The organism is Paenibacillus sp. Marseille-Q4541 (genome assembly GCF_018310695.1).
In the GTDB taxonomy this organism is placed as follows: Bacteria; Bacillota; Bacilli; order Paenibacillales; family Paenibacillaceae; genus Paenibacillus.
Genome location: NZ_JAGXCY010000002.1, coordinates 360,008 through 382,858 on the forward strand (window position 1 = coordinate 360,008; position 22,851 = coordinate 382,858).

A 22,851-nucleotide genomic window follows, 5' to 3' on the forward strand; every position below is an offset into this window, starting at 1 on the left:
TCCGCTCTTGTAGATTGTACCCCCATATAATTGTCAAAAAAGACATATTGATAAAACGGCAGGGCATGAAATCACATCGATATGATTTCGTTACTCATAAAAAGCATCTTAAGAACTCTATTTCATATTCGTAAACTGAAGATCAAGAGGCAAATCGCTAGAACGAAGCAATTGTATAATCGATTGCAAATCGTCACGGCTTTTACCGGTAACTCGAATTTGATCCCCTTGAATTTGGCTTTTCACTTTCAGTTTGGAATCACGAATCAAGATATTGATTTTTTTTGCATTATCTTGATCAATTCCTTGCTTGAAACCAAGGCGCTGACGCACTGTCCCCATAGAAGCAGGTTCAACTTTGCCATAATCCAAATTTTTTAACGGGAGTCCTCTTTTTACCATTTTGGACTGCAGAACATCAATAACTGCATTCAATTTGTATTCGTCGTCCGAAACAATAACAAGCGCATCTTTCTCTATTTTAAGACTGCTCTTGCTTCCTTTAAAATCATAGCGGCTAGCAATTTCTTTCTCCGCCTGAGATACGGCATTGGTTAGTTCCGCCATATCTAGTTTGGATACAATATCAAATGAACTTTCACTCACAACATCCACTTCCTTCTCTATAGTCATATTGCCCTGTGTAACATTATATTAAAACAAGATAAATAAATCGAATCTCTTCCAAACTATTGTCAGGTAACCTCACTCGAAAAAACATGTACAGCGACAAATTCGCTGTACATGTTAGGGTAGGCAACCTTACTCGCCACTATCGGTAGATTCTTCATCGGTAGAAGCATTATTCTGATCAGAATTTGTGTCTTCTACTCGTTGCAGTCGAATCCGGTTCGTTGTTTTGCCATCAGTAACGACTTCACCGTCTACGGTAATTACCGTAGCTGGGGCATAACCTGATTTGATGTACATTCCTTCAGAATCAAGATCGAAGCTATAAGTTTGTCCTTCTGCAGTGTTATCTCTGAATAATTTTTCCCCACTGGAATTCTCGCCTTTATATACTTCCATCCAACTCAACCCTGATGCTTTAATCTCAACTTTAACCGGCTCATCGGAACTGCCACCCGTAACATCAAAGATGGTAATATTGCCTGACTTACCACTTTCCGCAACCGTAATCGGCTGTTCGGTAGGTTCTTCTTCAGTAGGTGGTTCTTCATCGGTTGGAGTTTCCTCAGATCCATTCGGATCTTCCTGATTATCTCCGCCCCCTACTTCAGATCCAGGCTCATCCGTACCTTCAGGTGGGGTTGGATTTTCTGTCACAGGCGGATCTACCTGTTCCGTACCTGGTTCATTAGGCACCTCGGCTTGGTTGCCGATGTTACCTTTAATCGCATAAACATAAATAAGAATTAATATGAGAGCCAAAAAGGTCCAAGGTAATACCATAGACAACCACTTATTGTTACGCTCGGAAGCAGGTCGGCTGGAACGCTTCTGAATAACGGGTTCCATCGTTGCTTCTTGCTCCGGTGCCGGAACATCTTTTTTATGTCCTTCCAGCAGCTCATCCGGATTCAAACCCACTGTCTCCGCATATGTTTTAATGAAAGCCCGCACATAAAAACTGCCAGGTAGAACTTTATAATCTCCCGATTCAATCGCTTCAAGATACCTTTTTCTAATCTTTGTCATTTCTTGAACGTCATCAAGACTTAGTCCTTTTTGCAGCCGGGCCTCTTTCAACTGCTGACCCAGTTCAGACATGCCAATTCCTCCTCTTTCTTTGTCTTCTCCAAGATGTTTCATTTATAAAAACACATTCCTTTAAATTATCGCTGTACCTTTACAGATCATCGGTATAATTCGCAGTAAACGTATCATATATAATTTCTTCCTCTGGGTTGCTGCGAAGTTCAATGATAATATCGAAATCGTTAAAATCATACTCCGATTCTTGTACGAAAATATCAGGATGCTCAATCACCTTCGTACTCGGCATACTCATGATGTCCTGCAGCAAATTATAGTGTTTCTCATTAGAACGAATTGTACTCACAATCCCATCAACAATAAAAACATTGTTTGGGTTCATTTCGTCCTCGGACAGCTGACTGCGTATAGTTTGGCGCAATAGTGTAGAAGATACAAACGTCCATCTTTTCATCGCACATACACTACCTGCAATAATGGATTCTGTTTTTCCTACACGCGGCATTCCTCGCAGACCGATAACCTGATTACCTTCCCTCTTAAATACTTCACCCAAAAAATCAACAAGTAACCCAAGTTCATCTCTGGTAAAGCGAAAAGTTTTACGATCATCTGAATCACGATCAATATAACGGCCATGTCTAACCGCAAGTATATCAACAAGGCGTGGGGCACGGAGCGCCGTTACCGTGATGTTGTTCACTTTTTTCAACATTTGACCAAGGAGTTGGATTTTCTCATCGTCATCCGATTCAAGAAGCATCCCTCTTGTTTTTCCTTCTACACCATTAATGGTCAGGATGTTTACCTCAAGCATTCCGAGCATTGAAGCAATATCACCAAGGAGTCCAGGTCTGTTCTTATGTATTTTGTACTCCATATACCACTGTTTGTACTCCATATTAACACCTCTGAAGCTTATTCCTCAATATTCGACATAATCAGTCATTCCCGCGAATAGAAAATGTTTGGATCTGAATCCATCAAACATGGGTCTTACTAATGATATATAAAATAAAAATGAATTACAAGAACCAAGGATGTAACAATTACAGAAAAGCTCCCTTGCGGGAGCTTCTCCATGCGTCAACTATGCGTTATTCTTAGCCAATTTGACCATGAGCTTAGCAATAGTGCGACGCTCATCCTCGTCACCCACATCCCATAGTTCTTTTAATGCTCGGTTGGACGGGTTTGCCGGATCGACTTTTTCATCGAGGAAATCACCGATTTCAAAAGCGAGTTTGTTAATGACATCTTCGCTAATACCGAGTTTTTCGGCTTGCGCTACACGATCACCCAGAAATTTTTTCCATGAATCAAAATTACTGACTACTGTTGACATCATTAAATCCTCCTTAGCATTACTTATGAGATTTAAAGTGGGCAGTAGTTAATATGAGCAATGAACGTGCTCCTTATACAGGAATTATTTTTAGGTCTGATTAGGTTAACCAGCCGCCATTAGGCGAAATGATCTGACCATTAATATATCCTGACTCGGGAAGCGCCAAAAAATAGACCAAAGAAGAAATTTCATCGGGTTTGGCCAATCGACCTGCTGGAATTTCTTGCTCAAGTGACTTAATTTCCTCTTCATCAAATGTACGCATCATATCTGTATCAACGGCACCCGGTGCAACTGCATTCACAGTCACACCAGAGGGCGCAAGTTCCTTAGCTAGAGCTTTAGTGAAGGCATTAATGCCTCCCTTAGTCGTTGAATATAGAACTTCACAGGAAGCCCCTGAGATGCCCCAAATAGAAGAAACATTTATTATCCGTCCATACCGCTGTGAAACCATATGTGGCATAAACATCTGTGTACAAAGGAAAGTTCCTTTCAAATTAACAGACATCACTTGATCCCATTCCTCTTCCGTTACATCGGACAAAAGACCATAGTGAGTAATACCGGCATTATTAACCAGGATATCAGGAAGCATCTGGTAGTCCTTAAGTTTTTGCGCCATACGCTCAATTTGTTCTTTACTTCTTAAATCAGCACTTACGGTCATAATCTTGCCGCCATAGTCCATACATCGTCTTGCGACCTCATTCGCCGCTTCGTGAGAATTCATGTAATGAATAACCACGTTCATCCCAACTGCCGCAAAACGCTCTGCAATCGCAGCGCCTATTCCCCTGCTTGCACCAGTAACCAGAACCGTTGTATCGAGTATTGGCTTCATAAAGGATCCGGTTTCTCTCTCCATAATTAAGGACTCACCACCAAAGACACCGCAAGTTGATTCCAATCAATATGTTCTCTGAGACGTCTATTAACATCCTCTAGCGTAATGGATTCATAAATTGGCAGCACTCGGAATAAATCTCCGCCGCGGAATTGATAACGGGTAAATTCATGTGCAATGCTCTCCGGAGAATTTAGCATACGCAAATATCCGCCCATTTTTTTCTTACGAGCTCGCTCGAAGTGATTCTGTTCGAATCCTTTTTGCTGAATTGCTTCCACTTCGGTACGGACACGACTTAATAAAAGCTCAGGGTCTTTCGTATCTCCCCCAACAGCGGAGAAGCTATACTGAGCAGAACTATTATATTCATGACCAAAGCCATCAGAAATTAAATCCTCATCGTATAGTTTCTGATACAATTCCGTACTAGAACCAAACAAGAGATCCATCATAAGACGCGTTGTCAAATCCTCACGAATCATTTCTTCACCGCTAAGGCCTTTGCTTAGCTCCTTGAATCCAAATAAACATTTCGGCAAAGAGACCGCAAGTTTTGCTTCTCTGCGTTTCTCTCCGACTTCAAGAGGTTCTTCTTCAAAGAGACGATCAATTTCCCCTTGATTCTCGTAGTTCTTTTTCGCTTGATTGTCACGAACAAGGTCCATAACTTCTTGCGGATTAACACCGCCTACAACGAAGAGAAGCATATTGCTTGGATGATAGAAAGCGTTATAACAATCATATAGTGTTTCTTTTGTAATTGTGCTAATGGATTCAATCGTCCCGGCAATATCAATTCGTACCGGATGTTTCTGGAACATCGCCTCGATTAGCCCGAAATATACACGCCAATCCGGGTTATCCTGATACATATTGATTTCCTGACCAATAATCCCTTTTTCTTTTTCCACATTTTGATCTGTAAAATATGGATTTTGAACAAAATTCACAAGCGTCTCGATATTCTTGTTCACATTTTCTGTTGCCGAAAATAAATACACCGTCTGATCGAAGCTAGTAAACGCATTGGCAGAAGCTCCATTAGAAGCGAAGGTAGCAAAAATATCGCCTTCTGGCTCCTCAAACATTTTATGTTCCAAAAAGTGAGCAATCCCGTCGGGTACTTGCTGCTCATCCTTACCCTCTACTTTAAAATGATTATCTACCGATCCAAATTTAGTTGCAAAAGTGGCATAAGTTTTTTCAAACCCCGGTTTAGGAAGCACATACACGGAAAGACCGTTGTCCATCACTTCATAATACAGAGTTTCCTGCAGATGTTCATATCGTATGCTCTCCACCGGTCATTCCCCCTTCTGATCTCTCAAGAAATAAATGGTATCCAGCTGGAACGTTTCCGCTGCCTTCTGAACATCTTCTTTGGTCAAGGATTCAATTTGCTCCAGTAGTTCAGTTGTAGAGCGCTCTTTACCCGATAACTGGCGGTTGAAGTCATAGGAAATCATTTCAAATGCGGAATCCCCGATTTCCTTTAGCAAATTGCGAATCATGGCCTTTGTCTGATCCATCTCCAGATCCGTGATTTTGCCTGCTTTTAAATCGGATAATTGATTAGTAATAATCTCGACCGCCTGCTCATAATTAGGGATCTCAATTCCAGATTGAATTGTGCCAATACCTTTATGACCGTCATACCTAGAAGAAGCATAATAAGCAAGACTGTGTTTCTCACGAACGTTGACAAAGAGTTTGGAGTGAGGATAACCCCCTAAAATACCGTTGTACATCAAGGCAGATGCATACCGATCGTCACCATATGTAATGGATGTTCGAAGTCCCATATTAAGCTTACCCTGATTCACATTCAGTTTCTCAACCACGGTTTGCACATCACGTTGCTGACGGTGATTTATTTCCGTTTTATATTCGAACGAAGTATCGCGATTCAGTTTAAAATACTTCCCTACGAGCTTTTCAACTTCTTCAAGTGTCGTATCGCCTACCACATACAGATCCATTCCCGCATTGCGAATCCATTGTTCATAGGAAGTATATAGCCCTTCTGGATTAATTGCGGGCAGGTCCTTACGTTCCCCTAGTGGATGCAATCGATAAGGTTCATCTTTGCACATTTCTTCAATGCAACGCTCTCCTGCGTAACGAATTTTATCGTTTACGATAGATTCAAGCCTTTTACGTACAGTGTCCCGCTCTGCCTGAACATAAGACGAACGAAAATGTCCATTTTCTGTAGCAGGACTCGTCACCACTTCCCCGAGAAATGCAAAGGATCGGTCAAGCAGACTGTCACTGCTCTGAACGAAGGAATCATTAATCGTATCCATACGGAACTGGATAATTTGATGATCTCCTCTTTTGTATACGTCAAAACCGAAGCCGGCACCATACAACTCCTCTAGCTGCTCACGAAACTGAATTGTTTCTGGGTAGGATGTTGTTCCTCTGCGCAGAACGAATGGGATCAATGCTGTACTGGTTACTGTCTCTTCTTTAAGTGGAGTGCCCACATACAGAGATATGGCAAACGTCTTAAAGCGCTTGGTAGGCAGCACATGAATACGAATATGCTGATTGCTGCCGCGTTCGAATCCTGTATTAGTCAAGTTCCAAAACCCCTTTACGACGTCATAATTTTTTCATTAATTTTCCTAGTATGATTTCATTCTAACTCATTCAAAAGCACAGAAGCAACCGGAGGACATTCCGCCGATTGCATGTGTGCTTCTCTATTCAGAGATGAGCCTCCCTAATTACGCTGGAGTACCTTACCCATCCCATTCTATAACTTACATACAGAATATATGCTGACCAATTGTTTTCACTTGAGGACGAGTCCAGATCCATTTAGAAGTGGCTGTTTTAGGGTTAAAATAGTAGAGACATCCACCAGATGGATCCCATCCGTCCAAAGCCTGCATAACCGCTTTTCGCGCCTGCTCATTTGGTTCAAGATAAATCTGACCATCTGCTACAGCAGTAAATGCACCCGGCTGAAAAATAACCCCGGAAGGTGTATTTGGAAACTGTGGTGATTCTACCCGGTTCAAGATGACAGCTGCTACAGCTACTTGTCCTTCAAAAGGCTCTCCGCGAGCTTCACCGTAAACGGCATTGGCCATAATTTTAAGTTCGTTTTCAGTAAGTCCCAAAGAGTTAGTGCTTCCCATATTGTTATTTCCACTGTTACCTTTGCCGCCATTACCTGAAGATGTCCCCCCGGAATTCGCTAAACCAGGACCTGGTTCTGTCGGACGCCAATCTTTTGTTGCATTGTACAGCTTAAGTTTCGTTTTTGCCCCGACTACACCGTCTGCCGGCATACCAAACTCTGATTGAAACCATTTTACAGAGCCCAGTGTCTTAGGACCAAAATGGCTATCAATTTTCCCATAGTAGTAACCAAGATACTTTAGTCTGCCTTGCAGTTCATATACATCCTGTCCATATGCACCAGATTTGACCGTGTTTTGGCTAAATGTCGGTACTGCTGTAGTGTCCAGCTCGATTCTTGATTCTGCCTTTTCTTCATTTGTCATTAAAATCAGACGATATGAAGTAGCTGATATTAAAATCAAGCCGGCAAGTATCCAAAGATTGATTTTTCGCATGTGTAGAATCTACCTTTCTTTAATGTTCTCTTGTTGGCTACATTTATTATGTTTAGCAGTTATTGTTCCTATGCACTTTCAGCCATATATGAAAACATGTAAAAGGATGGAAATGAAATCAAGGCATACAAAAAAGGAGCCCTCCATGTTGAGAGGAACTCCTTTTAAAAAACTAAGAACTTATTTTGTTAGCTTGAAATTGTTCCATAGAGATAAGAACCTCTCTTGGCTTACTGCCCTCGTAAGGACCAATCACTCCTCTAGCTTCCATGGAGTCAATCAGTCTTGCTGCACGAGTATACCCCACTCTCATACGCCGCTGAAGAAGGGATACTGAAGCCTGCTTCGCTTCTATGATAATCTGAACAGCTTGGTCATACAGCTCATCTTGAACCTCTTCCGTCTGCTGTAGGGAGTCATCAATTTCAGGTACAAGAGACTCATCATACTCCGCCTCCGCCTGATCACGAACGTAACTCACAATATTTTCAACTTCTTGATCACTCATAAACGCACCTTGTACACGTACAGGTTTGGAAGAACCTACCGGCATAAAGAGCATATCGCCTCGGCCAAGTAATTTTTCCGCTCCACCCATATCCAGTATCGTTCGGGAGTCCACCTGTGAGGATACACCAAAAGCAATACGAGATGGTATGTTCGCTTTAATTACACCTGTAATTACGTCAACAGAAGGTCTTTGCGTTGCGATGATGAGATGAATGCCAGCTGCACGAGCCATCTGAGCAAGTCTTGCAATCGCATCTTCTACATCATTCGCTGCTACCATCATGAGGTCAGCAAGCTCATCGACGATAACTACAATATAAGGTAGTACCGCTGCTGGATTATCTTTCATTAGGTTGTTATAACCTTCCACATTTCGAGTTCCGGACTTCGAGAAAAGCTCATACCGCTTCTCCATCTCGACTACAATTTTCTTAAGAGCGAGCGAAGCTCGTTTAGGATCGGTCACAACAGGTGCCAACAAATGAGGTATTCCATTGTACACATTGAGCTCAACCATTTTCGGATCGACCATCAGGAATTTTACTTCATCCGGTTTGGCTTTATACAAAATGCTGGTAATGATCCCGTTAATACATACAGATTTACCTGAACCTGTTGCTCCAGCTACAAGTAAATGGGGCATTTTTGCCAAGTTACCTACGATCGTCTGACCGGAAATATCCCGGCCAAATGCAATCGAAAGCTTAGATTCGGCTTCCTGAAAAATAGTTGTTTCCATAACTTCACGCATGGTAACGACAGAAACTTCGCCGTTAGGCACTTCAATCCCAATTGCTGATTTACCAGGAATCGGTGCTTCCATACGAATATCTTTAGCAGCAAGCGCAAGTGCTATATCATCCGTTAGACTCACGACCCTACTCACCTTCACGCCAATATCAGGCTGAATTTCGTATCTGGTTACAGCTGGACCACGGACCACTTCAAGTACTTTGGCACGAACTCCAAAGCTCTCAAGTGTAGCCTCTAGTTTGCGGGCAGTTTGTTTATAATCGTTCTGGTCTCCACCCTTACCACCGTTGCTAGGTCTTGAAAGCAACTTGAATGGCGGGAGCTTATAAGGTTTAGGTGGGGGAACTGGTATGGATTGTTGAATATCTTCCTCATTTACTTCCGCACCAGATTCGCCACCTTGAAGTTGATCTTCGGACCCCTCAGCTGCCATTGTTTCAGGTGAAGAAATCTCAGAAGAGTTTGAAGCTAGAACCTGATTTTCATCTGCATGAAAAGCTTCATCTAGATCATCTTCATCCACCGTATGTTCACTCCGCACATTTTCGAAAAAGTCTCGAATAATTGGTGCCGAGCTTGCTCCGCCTCCCGCTTTAACTCCCGTTTCTTTTGGTGAAGAATGATGAGGTTCGGGAATATCTTCTGCCCACGGTAGATTGATATCTGTAGATGGTGCACCATAAAGCACACCTTGTCCATCCTCTTGATCTTCGTCCTCTACAGTACCTTCACGTTCTTTCGATTTGGCATTTCCAAACAATTGAAAGAATAAAGGTGCTTTGCGTTTCGGAAGATCATGAGAAAACTCCTCATCAGCATCCTCTTCATCATGAACCGGAATTACCTTAGGCTTATGTTTGACTTGATTTTTAGCTCCGGATTTACGAGCAGTTCCTGATTTAGAGGAGGATTTCCACCTCGAGATGAGCGCACTTCCTGAACGAAGCACGCGTGTTCTAAATATTCGAATTAAGTCTACATAAGATAAACCCGTAATCAACATAAAGCTGATAAAGAACATGACAATCATCATTAGATTTGCACCCATATTGCCAAATAACCATAACAATACGGCATATTCTGCAGCCCCGACATACCCTCCACTAATATCTCGACCTAACATGGAGGCATTCGTCGTTTCGTCCGGTCTAAGCAGTTCCGTTTGTAGATCAATATGTATCTGATTCATCACTTCGGATGCATTTAACAGATTCATTGGTCCGAGCTTCTGTTCCATAGCTGAAATCGTGCTCATTAAGGTCAAGGCTAGTACTAGTAATAACAGTCCGCTTTTTCTAAGATTCCAGCCTGAAGGCCATTTACGATGGATCATAACCATCAGGCCATAAAATATCCCTATGAGCGGGATTACAAAATAAAACTTGCCCAGTAATAGTCCAAACATTTTGGATAAGGAGCGTCCAACCGTGGCCTCACCTGAGAGGGCAATAACAGATAAGGTAATCAAAATGATTCCATATATCTCATATTTAAGAACCCCGCCAAGGGTTGATTTTCTTTTCTTTTTCTTCTTTCTGGCCAAAAAAGGTCACCTCCAGAAGAATATTATACCATAAGTAACACATCAGCACATATGTTCTTTTCCGACTGTTTTTCAAGGTTATTCCTGATGAACCTGCCCTGTGTAAAGTGGAATTTCTCTCCCTGGGGAATATACAGGATCAAGATAGTCATATAACCCTCCGTGCAGCATTCTCACGATAATTCCTGTTTTTTCATCCTTGGGCATCACTTGCAGTAAACGCCCTCCAACATTCATTTCCATAAGGGGTGACTGTTCTTTCCACATTCCATCCCATAACTGCTCCATAGGCATTACTGTGTACATAGTCATTGAGTTAACCCTTTCGTCTGAGCCATCTCTTTATTCGATTGAATTCGCCGATTCAGTTCTGTTATTGCATCTCCAATACCTCCGACCGCATCCATAAGCCCATATTCAACTGCATCTGAGCCAGCAACTGCTGTTCCAATATCACGATTAAGTTCCCCTGTCTTAAACATTAATTGCTTGAATTGTTCCTCTGTTATACGAGAGTGGGAAGTCACGAAACGTACCACTCTTTCTTGCATCTTTTCCATGTATTCAAACGTCTGGGGTACTCCAATAAATAATCCATTCATACGGATGGGATGAATGGTCATCGTGGCACTTTCGGCAATGATAGAATAACTGCTGCTTACTGCAATAGGAACACCAATACTATGCCCTCCCCCAATAACAACGGTCACTGTCGGTTTTGTCATTGAAGCAATCATCTCTGCAATTGCGAGACCTGCTTCTACATCTCCTCCTACCGTATTAAGAATAATGAGAATGCCCTCAATGCGTGGGTTTTGTTCTGCTGCCACAAGCTGAGGAATCAAATGTTCATATTTCGTTGTTTTATTTTGTGGAGGCAAGATGAGATGCCCTTCTATCTGGCCAATAATGGTCATACAGAAAATATTGGATTCTGCTGGAGGAACAGCAACTGCGGTCTGACCCAATTCTTGAATCGTATTTACAACTGGGTTAATCTTGATTTCCTCCTGTGGGATTATGGGAGTTTCATTATTAGTTTTTACCTCTTTTGTTTTCTCAGCTTCTTCATATTTCATTAGTAAACACGCCCTTTTCTGCCAATGTTATACTTCATCTCACATTTGTTTAGTATGGCAGTTAAGGCTCCCATTTTATGCAAATAACACAAAAAAGCCTCTTCATTCCAACAGGGAACCGTCCAATATTACCTGTTGGTTGAAGAGGCGACTGTGTGCCTTCTTGTTAAGCTTTTCTAATCTGAATGTGATAACAGTGTTACACTTCCATAATGATTGGCAAAATCATTGGTCTACGACGAGTTTGTTCATATAGGAAACGACCCAGAGAGTCTTTCACATTCGTTTTGAGTGAAGCCCATTCATTAACATTCTCACTCATTAACTTCTGAAGTGTACTTGTCACAATTCGGTTTGCTTCATCAAGGAGTCCTTCAGATTCACGCACATAAACGAATCCTCTTGAAATGATATCAGGACCGGACACGATTTTTCCATCCTGTTTGCTGAGTGTAACTACGACAACAAGGATTCCATCCTGAGACAAAAGTTTGCGATCACGTAGAACGATGTTACCTACATCACCTACGCCGAGACCGTCAATCAATACATTACCGGAAGAAACTTTGCCTGCTTTACGAGCAGATCCACCTTGAATCTCAACAACTTCGCCGATATCTGTAATAAAGATATTTTCAGGTTCTACGCCAACTGCTTCACCAAGTAAAGCATGACGACGTTGCATCCGGAACTCACCATGAATCGGAATAAAGTATTTCGGTTTCATGAGGTTAAGCATAAGTTTGAGTTCTTCCTGACTTCCGTGACCTGAAACGTGGACTCCGGAGTTTGCACCACTATAATGAACCTCAGCACCAAGGCGGAAGAGCTCATCAATTGTGCGACCTACATATTTTTCATTACCAGGAACAGGTGTAGCTGCAATAATAACGGTGTCACCTGGTAAAATATCCACTTTGCGATGAGTAGAGCGTGCCATGCGTGTAAGGGCTGACATTGGCTCGCCTTGCGAACCTGTGCAAAGAATGACGACACGATCTGCTGCCATTTTGCCCACTTCTTCTGGCTCAATGATCATTCCATCCGGAATTTCAAGGTAGCCTAGATCAGAAGCAATATTCACAACATTTACCATGCTTCTTCCGATAACAGCAACTTTACGTCCTGTAACTTCTGCAGCATTGATAACTTGTTGTACACGGTGAACGTTAGAAGCGAAAGTAGCTACGACTACTCGTTGGCTAGCTTTACGGAAAATATCTTCGAGAACAATACCCACATTCTTCTCAGAAGGAGTGAATCCAGGTTTCTCTGCGTTCGTACTATCGGACAGCAAAGCAAGTACACCTTTGCTTCCAATTTCAGCCATACGCTGAAGATCTGCAAATTGACCATTGACTGGTGTGTGATCAAACTTGAAGTCTCCTGTATGCACAACCATACCTTCAGGTGTTTGAATACATACACCTACAGAGTCTGGAATACTGTGATTTGTTCTGAAGAATGAAACGGAGAGGTTGTTACCAAGCTCGATTTCGGAATCTTCGTTAATTAGAATACGTTTCGTTTCACCAAGTAAATTGGCTTCTTTTAATTTGTTCTCTACTAGGCCTAATGTTAGCTTCGTTCCGTAAACAGGAACATTCAGGTGTTTGAGAACGTAAGGCAAACCGCCGATGTGATCTTCATGACCGTGTGTCAGCACGATCCCTCTTACCTTGTCACGATTTTCGGTAAGATAAGAAATATCTGGAATGACAATATCAATGCCGAGCATATCCTCTTCTGGAAACTTAAGTCCCGCATCTACGACTACAATGTCATTACCGTACTGAACAACATACATGTTTTTACCGATTTCACCGACGCCGCCCAAAGCGAAAATCATCAATTTATCGTTATTATTTTTCTTAGACAAATGAATCTGAACCTCCTATGGTAGTTGGACGTCGTACCTTATAATAGTTAATATTTGTTATTATTATTTAAGAAACTTACAGCTTCTCAGCCGAAGTCCCTGCACACTTATCATTAATTAAACATTTTTCAAAAATATACCGCACCCAGTCACTTGACATCATTATACATGATTAAAAAGTGAAAAAACAAGTCAGGCGTGCATTGTAAGCTGTAGTTTTCCCATTTTGACTTAAAACAATCAAATTACAATGCAGAAAACAACCTGATTTCACTTCTATTTAAAGGGAATTGTTTCTAATTATGTGGAGACCAAGAAACTCTAAATATAAAGAAAAATCCTCGAAGCTCTAACCAAGAGTTCGAGGATTTCAATCTTATTTGATGAGGTAGGCTAGTCAATCTCTGCAACCAAATCTTTAATAAATTGTGCTTCTTGTTCTGTAGGTGCAACGAGTGGCAGCCGTACGGAACCTACATGATAGCCCTGCAGTGTTAAAGCATGTTTAACAGCTACTGGATTCGGCAGTGGGTTCGGTGCTTCAAATAAACCTTTAAATATAGGATATAACTTTTGATGCAAAGAAGCTGCCTTCTGAACATTTCCATCTACATAAGATTCAATCATGTCTTTCATAGAGGAACCTATGATATGACTCGCCACACTCACGATTCCATACGCACCAACAGAAAGGGCAGGTAAAGTCGAAGAGTCATCGCCAGAGTATACAACAAAACCTTCTGGTGCTCCCGCTGCAATCAGTGTCACCTGTTCAATAGATGCACATTCTTTTGTAGCCACAATGTTATCAATGCTTGCTAGACGAAGTGTAGTGTCTACAGAAAGACTAGCTGCTGTTCTTCCTGGCACATTGTATAGCATCACAGGTAAGGAAGTAGACTTTGCGATTGCCTCGAAATGTCTAAACATTCCTTCCTGGTTTGGTTTATTGTAATAAGGTACAACCAAAAGAATCCCGTCCACGCCGGCTTTTTCTGCCTCTTGTGTAAGTGTGATTGAATGATGAGTACTGTTGCTGCCTGTACCAGCAATAATCTTAGCTCGACCAGCAGCATGTTTAACAGCAAAAGCAAACAGCTCCACTTTTTCTTGATCGGAAAGTGTCGGGGATTCCCCTGTCGTTCCTGATACGACCAAGGCATCTGATTTTTGCACGTCAATCAAATAATCAATAAGCCTGGAGGTTTCTTCCCAATGGATCTCGCCTTGTTCATTAAACGGCGTAACCATGGCCGTTATAAGTCTTCCAAATTCCACGTTAATGTCCTCCTCGACTGTTGTTACCGGTGGAGTTCAAACTTCGTATGCAGGGCGCGAAGCGCACCTACCATGTCCTCTTTTTTCACCAATACCCAAATTGTCGTATTCGAGTCAGCTGATTGCAAAATCTCAATATCAACTTCAGCGAGCGATTCAACAATACGGGCCATAATTCCAGGCACTCCGTTAATCCCTCCACCAATAACAGAAACTTTGGCACAACCGGATAAGCTTTTTGGTTTAAGTCCAAGTTCCTGAAGGACACGGATTGCTTTTTCAGAATCGTAATCAAATACCGTATATACGGCACCGGAAGGTGAAACATTAATAAAATCAACACTGATGCCATTCTCTGCCATCGCTTTAAAAACCTTAAGCTGAAGCTTTCCTACATTCTCATCAGCATCGACTGTAATTTGCGTTACATTACTTACATGTGCAATACCCGTTACATGGCGGTCTATAACACCAGATTGAATATCTCGGACTCCTTCTGGATGAGTAATTAACGTTCCTTCACCATCTCCAAAAGTAGAGCGTACACGCACTGGAATTTGAGCTTGCATCGCAATCTCAACCGCACGCGGATGAATTACCTTCGCACCTTGATGCGCCATATTGCTAATCTCCGCATAACTAACATACAAAAGGGGCTTCGCATCCTCCACGATTCGTGGATCTGCTGTAAGCACACCTTCGACATCCGTATAAATGTCAACCATATCCGCTTTCAAAGCTGCCCCAAGCGCCGTTGCAGACGTATCGCTGCCTCCGCGGCCTAATGTAGTGATATCACCTATATCATTAATGCCCTGGAATCCGGCAACAATAACCACTTGATGAGACTTCAATTCTTCTAGAATGCGTTCCGGCTTCACATCAAGTATTCTAGCATTGCCATACTGATGATCTGTTATAATTCCGGCTTGACCTCCTGTAAGAACCGTAGCAGAAAGTCCTTCACTACGTACGAGACTCGTTAAGGTTGTAGCAGAAATAAATTCACCACAAGAAAGCAACAGATCCTTTTCACGTGAAGGGAGAGCGTCCCCATTCTGGACAATCCAGTCCAAAAGCGTATCTGTTGCGTAAGGCTCACCTCTACGCCCCATCGCTGAGACGACAACAACAAGTGAATGTCCTGCTTCAATTTCACGTTTCATGTGTCCTAGAACACGTTCTCTTGCTGCGGGTGTTGATAGGGAAGTTCCCCCAAATTTTTGCACTAAAATGCCCATGCACGAATTCCTCCATTTGTGTATCAAGAAGACCTAAGCATAAAGGATGTAAAACAAATGGAATTAAGACCTTATGCGTTGCTTAAGCGTTCAGATGCGATAATTTTGGCGATCTGCACAGCATTCCATGCAGTGCCATTTTGTAGGTTGTCTGAAACAACCCACAGGTTAAGTCCTTTCTCATGAACCAGATCACGGCCCAAACGGCCGACAAATACATCTGGCTTACCTGCAGATTCGGTTGCGAGTGGATATGGCTGATGAACAGGATCATCCACTAGCGTAATTCCCGGAGCATCTGCAAGCAGTAACTTAACCTCTTCCAGATCATAATCTGATATGAGTTCTACATAAATTGATTCAGAATGACCATTAATAACAGGGACGTGAACACAAGTCGCAGTCACACCAATCCGCCGGATTCCATTATATCCACCTCGAAAAAAGGCATCTTGCGATACCTTTCGTTCGTAAAAGTAAACTCGACTTGTCGCTTTACATAAGTATAGGTTGCATTTGTTTTCCATCAAGAGCTGCATAAGCTGCTTCCGGAATCAGATGCATCTTCGCGACGAGTGAATTCGGTTTCGCTTGTGGATTATCCTGACCGAAGGGTACGAAGTAAATATACTTAGCTACGAGCAATTTCGCAATATTAGCTGCGTTAAGTCCAAGCCCATCATTGGTCGAAATAGCAAGTACAACGGGACGCTGATTCCGCATCTGTGATTTGGCAGCCATAAGAACTGGACTGTCTGTCATTGCATTTGCTAGTTTACTTGTTGTATTTCCTGTGCAAGGTGCAATAACCAATACATCAAGTCTCTTTGAAGGTCCTAGTGGCTCCGCCTCCACAATTGAAGAAATGATATCATTCCCTGTTATATCTTTCAACTGTTTTTGCCAACTTTCAGATGTCCCAAAGCGAGTATCTGTGGTTAAAACTGATTGAGAAACTATAGGTACCACTTCTGCCCCTTCATCTACAAAACGTTTCACTACAGGCATCACTTCTTCAAAAGTACAATGAGATCCCGTAATTGCATAACCTACCGTTTTACCCTGCCAATTCATTGCCCATTCCCCCGATCATTTTGTTCGCCTAAAAGCAGCTTGACAATTGAGTTTGCAATAATGACTCCAGCTGTTTTGGGAGCAACAATGCCAGGGAGCCCGGGTGCGAGCATCGCTTGAATACCGCGTTTCTCTGCGTACCGAAAATCGGTCCCTCCAGGGGCTGAGGCAAGATCGATAATAAACGATTTCGACTTCATTTTGGACAGGATTTGTGCTGTGATAATCATAGACGGTATCGTATTAAAAATCAAGTCAGCTTCCCCTACATGCTTTGCCAAATCCCTTGTCAGGAAAGGCTTTAGCCCCATCACTGATGCTCTTGCCACATCCTCTTCTCGCCTTACAGCTACCCTCACATCAGCACCTAATCCCTGAAGTGTTTTAGCCATTGTAAATCCGGTACGACCAAGCCCAAGCACCAATGCAACAGAGTTATGAATTGTGAAATCAGTGTTCTGGATGGCGATCATAATCGCACCTTCTGCCGTTGGAATCGAATTATGAATAGCAACATCATCCCGATCCAAAAGCTCAATAAGACGAATCTCATTTCTATTACAAATGTCTTTCAAATATGGTCTTGCCATGCCTGTATAAATCGTGCAGTGTTCAGGAAGCTCAGCTACTAGTTCCTCTGTTAAAGTTATCTTAGTACCTTCGTTGGCATATTTGGCTTGGATGTTCCCGCTATCGTCACACCCCACAACCGGCAGTATTATAACGTCGGCTGAAGAAAGAAGCTGATCAGATAAGGTTTCTTTGACAGCTCCTTCAGGAATATGCTCCAAAGTATCAAACCCTACAATACCTACAGATGCATCAAGCTCTGTGCAGCGATGGATGACCTCAAGCTGACGTGCATCTCCTCCCAAAACGACGATCCGAACTCCGGTCAACATCAGGATGTCACTCCTTTCAAAAGCTGTATGATGTCATCCTATGCCGCCTAGATAGCCCTGGTGACTTGTTAAACACAAAAAAGCCACCCTCCCTTAGGGAGAGCGGCTTAATAAATACAGTTTAATCTTTTTTATTTACCAGTGTGACCAAATCCACCTGCACCCCGAACAGTCTCAGACAATTCCTCTACTTCTGTTAAGTTCACTGTAGGAACCGCTTGGATAACCATCTGTGCGATCCGATCATTTCTTGTGATTGTAAAAGGTTCCTGCCCCAGATTAACAAGCAGTACTTTCACTTCACCACGATAATCTGCATCGATAGTTCCTGGTGTATTGAGACAAGTAATTCCATGCTTATATGCCAGCCCGCTTCTCGGGCGAATTTGTGCCTCATAACCAGCCGGTAAGGCCATAGCAAACCCAGTTGGGATCAAGGTGCGTTCACCTGGATGCAGGGTTGTATCAGCTTCTACTGCCGCATACATATCAAACCCCGCTGCTAGTTCTGACATTTGAACGGGAAGCGAAATATCTTCGTTCCCAGGCAATCTTTTAATTTGTACGGATATTGACAAAATTGTTCCTCCTCATTGATGCAATTGCTTTATCCGAAGCGCCTACCATAGCAAGTGCGTAAGGTACAGCAAACATCCGATCGAGGACAGTATTAATGTCATCCATGGTCACATTCTCAATCTTTTCAATCATTTGATCCAGTGTTTGATGTTTACCTACCATTAACTCATTTTTACCATTTCGGTTCATTCGGCTGCCTGTACCTTCCAAGCTTAAAATAAGACTTCCCTTCAGCTGTTCTTTCCCTTTACGCAGTTCGTCTTCTGACAACCCGTTAAGGGCAAGATCTTTGAGAAGTTCTATCGTTAAATCCATAACATCTTTCGTCTGTTTAGGAGCTGTTCCTGCGTAGATCGTGAACAAACCACTATCCGCATGTGCACTATGATAAGAGTATACGGAATAAGCAAGCCCGCGCTTCTCTCTTATCTCCTGAAACAATCTAGAACTCATACCACCCCCAACGGCATTATTAATCAATGCCATTGCATATTGCTTGTCGTCATGGATAGAGCATCCTGGAAAGGCGAGACAGATATGATTTTGCTCTGTTTTCTTTTTGTGAAATAACTGTTCACCTTTAAATAAAGGCTCTGAAACTTCATACGTTTCTCCATGAAGATCAAACGAACCAAAATATTTCTCAAGCAGTTCCGTAATATGATCGATATCTATATTTCCGGCAAGACTAATCACTGTATTCTCGATGGTGTAACGTTCCTTCATAAAATCACGGAGCGTCGTATGATCCATCGCATTTAGTTTTTCTTCTGTACCGAGAATCGGATATGCAAGCGGATGATCTCCGTAAGCGGCAAGCGAAATCAAATCGTGAACCATGTCATCTGGAGTATCTTCATACATCGAAATTTCCTCGAGAATCACATTCTTCTCTTTCGCTAACTCCTCACTGTCAAACTTGGAGTGAAAGAACATATCTGACAGTACATCTACAGCAATGGGCAAATGCTCATCAAGCACTTTAGCATAGTAACAAGTGTACTCTTTAGATGTAAATGCATTTACATTACCGCCAATTGCGTCAAATTGCTCTGCTATTGCTTTTGCATCAAAACGATCCGTTCCTTTAAAAAGCATATGTTCAATAAAATGAGACACTCCATTATTCAGATCGTCTTCATTACGCGAACCATTCTTCACCCATATCCCAAAGGAAACCGATCGGCTGGTCGGGATTTGTTCCATGACCACTCTAAGGCCATTTTTCAGTTTCATTTTTTCCACATGCTGGCCCCCCAAAATTTAGTTCCATCTAAAATGGCTGTATCTTAAAATGATTTGATTAAGTTCTCAATCAAATATCATAATCCTACCAAAAAAAATGGTCTTACTCAACTTTACTTTGAAGTCTTTCGGAAGACAACGTCTCGCTTACCGTTCCAAGCATGATCCCTTTTTGAGTAATCCCTTTAATCATTCCTTCCAAGGCCCCTGCAGAAGCAGCGGTAGGGTGCATTAGAATAAGTGATCCGGCTTCCGTTCCTTTTGTAATCTTAGCGATTACACTCTCTGAGCTAGGTTTTTTCCAATCGACCGTATCTATTGTCCAGAGAACTGTTTTTAGACCTTGCTGTGCAGCGAGTTCCACAGTTTCCTGATCAAAGTCACCTGAAGGAGGAGCGAACCACTTGTTATCTACACCAAGGGACTCCTTAAGCAGCTGTTTCGTCTTACTGATCTCAAGCACGGCTCTGTCGGTGGTAAGTCTACTCATATTCGGATGAGAATATGCATGATTTTCCAGTTCATGTCCACGCTTCTGAATTTCAAGAGCAAGATCTTTATTTTTACTCAGCCAACTGCCATCCAGAAAAAACGTTGCTTTCACTTTATATTTATCAAGAGTGTCGAGCATCGGAATAAGGTATTCGTTACCCCAAGCAACATTGATCATAAAAGATGCCATCTTTTTTTCTGGATTGCCGCGGTAAATTGGATGTGCTCCCAGATCGTTTAATGATACTTTTGGCGGAATTTCCTTCATCACATAAGAAATAGGCTGTGTCTTTGGGGAAGAAACTGCTTTTTGATAAGTAGCTTCCACATCTACTTCCATCCCGTTATATCCAGGAATTGCTTTCCACACTCGATCCACTTTGGCATCAATCGGCTCTATTTTCAGCTCAGTAGCTTTGAGAGTAATCTGTCTTTTCAGCTCATCTTCTGGTTCTGCATCAACATACATATCAAAAGCATCTTCAGTATGGACCACTCTAAGATGAGTGATATAGCTTGAGACATTTGTTACTTGTCCAATCACAACGACGGCTGCCGCACTTACAAGCACGGCAGCCCATTTCTTCAAGTTGGTCTTCACTGCTCCAGCCCCCTGATCACGTTTGTCCCATCTTATGACGGCAAGAGGCTGAATATGTATGAAAAAAGAGCCAGAATGAAGTTCTGTCTCTTTCACTTGTTTATATTAAGCTTTAGTTTCTGCAGTTAAAGTAGCTTTGCGAGAAAGGTTAATGCGTCCTTGTTGGTCAATTTCCGTTACTTTTACCGTAATGGAATCCCCAATAGCTACAACATCTTCTACTTTTGCCACACGTTCTGTAGAAAGTTGGGAAATGTGAACAAGTCCTTCTTTGTTAGGAAGTACTTCTACAAAACATCCAAACTTCTCAATACGTTTTACTTTACCTACGTAAATTTCACCCACAACCACTTCGCGAACGATGCCTTCAATAATGCCTCGAGCTTTATCGTTCATGGTTTGATCAGAAGAAGAAATAAAGACGCGTCCATCTTGTTCAATATCAATTTTTACGCCAGTTTCTTCAATAATCTTGTTGATGATTTTACCACCAGCACCAATAACATCACGGATTTTATCCGGGTTAATGTACATAGTAAGAATTTTAGGTGCGTATTGAGACAACGTTTCTCTTGGTTTTTGAATAGCTTCCATCATTTTACCAAGGATGTGCATACGTCCTTCTTTTGCTTGGCTGAGAGCCTCAGAAAGAATAGCACGATCGATACCATTGATCTTGATATCCATCTGAATAGCAGTAACTCCTTCAGGTGTACCTGCTACTTTGAAGTCCATATCTCCCAGATGATCTTCCATACCTTGAATATCAGTCAAGATAGATACGTGATCCTGATCTTTGATAAGACCCATCGCAACACCAGCTACTGGAGCTTTGATTGGAACACCTGCATCCATCATTGCAAGCGTTGAAGCACAAATACTTGCTTGGGATGTGGAACCATTGGATTCAATAACTTCAGATACAAGTCGAATCGTATATGGGAATTCAGTCTCAGACGGAATTACTTTGGACAAAGCTCTCTCACCGAGTGCACCGTGACCAATTTCACGACGACCTGGAGGACGAAGTGGTCTCGCTTCACCAACGCTGAACGGAGGGAAATTGTAGTGATGCATGAAGCGTTTTGTTTCTTCAAGATCAATACCGTCCAAAATTTGAACATCCCCAAGCGCTCCAAGCGTACAGATGCTGAGTGCTTGTGTTTGTCCCCGAGTAAACAAACCAGAACCGTGTGTACGTGGCAACAGGCTTGTGTCACAGTCGATAGGACGAATTTCATCGAGTGCTCGTCCATCAGGGCGCACTTTGTCATGAGTAATGAGTCTGCGAACTTCTTCTTTTACGATGTCGTGAAGAATTTCTTTCACGTCTTTTAACAATTCAGGAGTTTCTATGTATTTATCACCAAAGAAAGCAACCGTTTCATCGTTAATTACATCAATCGCGTCTTGTCTTGCATGTTTCTCTTCAATACGAACTGCTTCAACGAGACGTGCTGCAGCAAACTCACGAACTTCCGTGTTTACGTCTGCATTAACTGCATGCAATTTCACTTGCATTTTCTCTTTACCAGCAATTTGTACCAGTTGTTCGATTACAGAAACGATATTTTTGATCTCTTCATGACCAAACATAATTGCTTCGAGCATCACTTCTTCTGGTACTTCATTTGCTTCAGCTTCTACCATCATGATGGCATCTTTCGTTCCTGCCACAACAACATAGATATCACTAGCTTCTTGTGCAGCAATATCAGGGTTTATCACAAATTCACCGTTAACACGGCCAACTGCTACACCACCGATAGGACCATTAAAAGGAACGTTAGAAATGCTGATCGCCGCAGAAGTTCCGATCATTGCCGCAATTTCCGGCTCACAGTCTTGATCCACACTCATTACGAGATTTTGGATTTGTACATCATTACGGAATCCTTCAGGAAACAAAGGACGGATAGGTCTATCTGTCAGACGGCTAGCAAGAATAGCTTTCTCACTTGGTCTGCCTTCTCTTTTAATAAATCCACCTGGAATTTTACCTACTGCATACAATCTTTCCTCGTAGTTTACAGTGAGTGGGAAGAAATCCAGATCCTTAGGTTCAGTTGATGCGGTAACGGTACATAAAATAACAGTATCTCCATAACGTACAGTTACAGCAGCGTTTGCCTGCTTAGCAAGACGTCCAGTTTCCAAAATTAAGGTTCTGCCGCCGAGCTGCATCTCAACACGTTGTTCCATGAGACCCC

At 42.2% G+C, this 22,851-nt stretch carries 20 protein-coding genes and 1 pseudogene; all 21 read right to left on the reverse strand.

Annotation, left to right across the window (positions count from 1 at the left end; translation table 11 throughout):
• Positions 1–117: 117 nt before the first annotated feature.
• The 21 genes and pseudogenes from KFT32_RS04335 to pnp all read right to left on the reverse strand — a co-directional run bounded on the left by KFT32_RS04335 (position 118) and on the right by pnp (position 22,843).
• A complete protein-coding gene (locus KFT32_RS04335; RefSeq protein ID WP_211745880.1) occupies positions 118–633 on the reverse strand; it encodes a YajQ family cyclic di-GMP-binding protein in 516 nt (171 codons plus the stop codon).
• Between the two features lie 129 nt (positions 634–762).
• Positions 763–1,731 carry a helix-turn-helix domain-containing protein gene (locus KFT32_RS04340; protein WP_211745881.1) on the reverse strand — a complete coding sequence of 323 codons (969 nt, stop codon included), beginning with the start codon at positions 1,729–1,731 and terminating at the stop codon, positions 763–765.
• Positions 1,732–1,810: 79 nt separating this feature from the next.
• The gene (locus KFT32_RS04345; RefSeq protein ID WP_211745882.1) at positions 1,811–2,578 is read right to left on the reverse strand and encodes a DUF3388 domain-containing protein; all 768 of its coding nucleotides are present in this window, start codon (positions 2,576–2,578) and stop codon (positions 1,811–1,813) included.
• Between the two features lie 189 nt (positions 2,579–2,767).
• Positions 2,768–3,022 carry a DUF3243 domain-containing protein gene (locus KFT32_RS04350; RefSeq protein ID WP_211746029.1) on the reverse strand — a complete coding sequence of 85 codons (255 nt, stop codon included), beginning with the start codon at positions 3,020–3,022 and terminating at the stop codon, positions 2,768–2,770.
• 100 nt (positions 3,023–3,122) lie between these two features.
• Complete coding sequence (ymfI, locus tag KFT32_RS04355; RefSeq protein ID WP_211745883.1) at positions 3,123–3,893, reverse strand: elongation factor P 5-aminopentanone reductase; 771 nt, start codon at positions 3,891–3,893, stop codon at positions 3,123–3,125.
• A 2-nt stretch (positions 3,894–3,895) separates the two neighbouring features.
• Positions 3,896–5,176, reverse strand: coding sequence for an EF-P 5-aminopentanol modification-associated protein YfmH (gene yfmH, locus KFT32_RS04360; protein ID WP_211745884.1), 1,281 nt, complete (start codon positions 5,174–5,176; stop codon positions 3,896–3,898).
• A gap of 3 nt (positions 5,177–5,179) precedes the next feature.
• Positions 5,180–6,460, reverse strand: coding sequence for an EF-P 5-aminopentanol modification-associated protein YfmF (gene yfmF / locus KFT32_RS04365; RefSeq protein ID WP_211745885.1), 1,281 nt, complete (start codon positions 6,458–6,460; stop codon positions 5,180–5,182).
• A 183-nt stretch (positions 6,461–6,643) separates the two neighbouring features.
• On the reverse strand, positions 6,644–7,465 hold the full coding sequence (sleB, locus tag KFT32_RS04370; protein WP_211745886.1) for a spore cortex-lytic enzyme: 822 nt from the start codon (positions 7,463–7,465) through the stop codon (positions 6,644–6,646).
• 172 nt (positions 7,466–7,637) lie between these two features.
• A complete protein-coding gene (locus KFT32_RS04375; protein ID WP_249435642.1) occupies positions 7,638–10,271 on the reverse strand; it encodes an FtsK/SpoIIIE family DNA translocase in 2,634 nt (877 codons plus the stop codon).
• A 78-nt stretch (positions 10,272–10,349) separates the two neighbouring features.
• Positions 10,350–10,583: a YlzJ-like family protein gene (locus KFT32_RS04380; protein ID WP_211745887.1), complete on the reverse strand. Its 234-nt coding sequence runs from the start codon at positions 10,581–10,583 to the stop codon at positions 10,350–10,352.
• On the reverse strand, positions 10,580–11,350 hold the full coding sequence (locus KFT32_RS04385) for a ClpP family protease (RefSeq protein WP_211745888.1): 771 nt from the start codon (positions 11,348–11,350) through the stop codon (positions 10,580–10,582). Before KFT32_RS04385 ends, KFT32_RS04380 begins: the two co-directional genes overlap by 4 nt.
• Before the next feature lie 199 nt (positions 11,351–11,549).
• Complete coding sequence (locus KFT32_RS04390) at positions 11,550–13,229, reverse strand: ribonuclease J (protein ID WP_211745889.1); 1,680 nt, start codon at positions 13,227–13,229, stop codon at positions 11,550–11,552.
• A gap of 393 nt (positions 13,230–13,622) precedes the next feature.
• Positions 13,623–14,507, reverse strand: a complete 885-nt coding sequence (gene dapA, locus KFT32_RS04395) for a 4-hydroxy-tetrahydrodipicolinate synthase (protein WP_211745890.1) — start codon at positions 14,505–14,507, stop codon at positions 13,623–13,625.
• 23 nt (positions 14,508–14,530) lie between these two features.
• The gene (gene dapG / locus KFT32_RS04400) at positions 14,531–15,748 is read right to left on the reverse strand and encodes an aspartate kinase (RefSeq protein WP_211745891.1); all 1,218 of its coding nucleotides are present in this window, start codon (positions 15,746–15,748) and stop codon (positions 14,531–14,533) included.
• A 71-nt stretch (positions 15,749–15,819) separates the two neighbouring features.
• Positions 15,820–16,161 (reverse strand): annotated as a pseudogene (locus tag KFT32_RS04405) (Asd/ArgC dimerization domain-containing protein); the annotation flags it as partial.
• A gap of 82 nt (positions 16,162–16,243) precedes the next feature.
• Positions 16,244–16,822, reverse strand: a complete 579-nt coding sequence (locus KFT32_RS04410) for a dipicolinate synthase subunit B (RefSeq protein WP_211745893.1) — start codon at positions 16,820–16,822, stop codon at positions 16,244–16,246.
• Complete coding sequence (gene dpsA, locus KFT32_RS04415) at positions 16,819–17,724, reverse strand: dipicolinate synthase subunit DpsA (protein ID WP_211745894.1); 906 nt, start codon at positions 17,722–17,724, stop codon at positions 16,819–16,821. Before dpsA ends, KFT32_RS04410 begins: the two co-directional genes overlap by 4 nt.
• Before the next feature lie 131 nt (positions 17,725–17,855).
• Complete coding sequence (dut, locus tag KFT32_RS04420; protein WP_211745895.1) at positions 17,856–18,302, reverse strand: dUTP diphosphatase; 447 nt, start codon at positions 18,300–18,302, stop codon at positions 17,856–17,858.
• Entirely contained in the window at positions 18,280–19,548 is a 1,269-nt protein-coding gene (locus KFT32_RS04425; RefSeq protein ID WP_211745896.1) for a M16 family metallopeptidase, read from the reverse strand. Before KFT32_RS04425 ends, dut begins: the two co-directional genes overlap by 23 nt.
• Before the next feature lie 103 nt (positions 19,549–19,651).
• On the reverse strand, positions 19,652–20,641 hold the full coding sequence (locus KFT32_RS04430; RefSeq protein WP_211745897.1) for a polysaccharide deacetylase family protein: 990 nt from the start codon (positions 20,639–20,641) through the stop codon (positions 19,652–19,654).
• Between the two features lie 105 nt (positions 20,642–20,746).
• Complete coding sequence (pnp, locus tag KFT32_RS04435) at positions 20,747–22,843, reverse strand: polyribonucleotide nucleotidyltransferase (RefSeq protein ID WP_211745898.1); 2,097 nt, start codon at positions 22,841–22,843, stop codon at positions 20,747–20,749.
• Between the last annotated feature and the right edge of the window lie 8 nt (positions 22,844–22,851).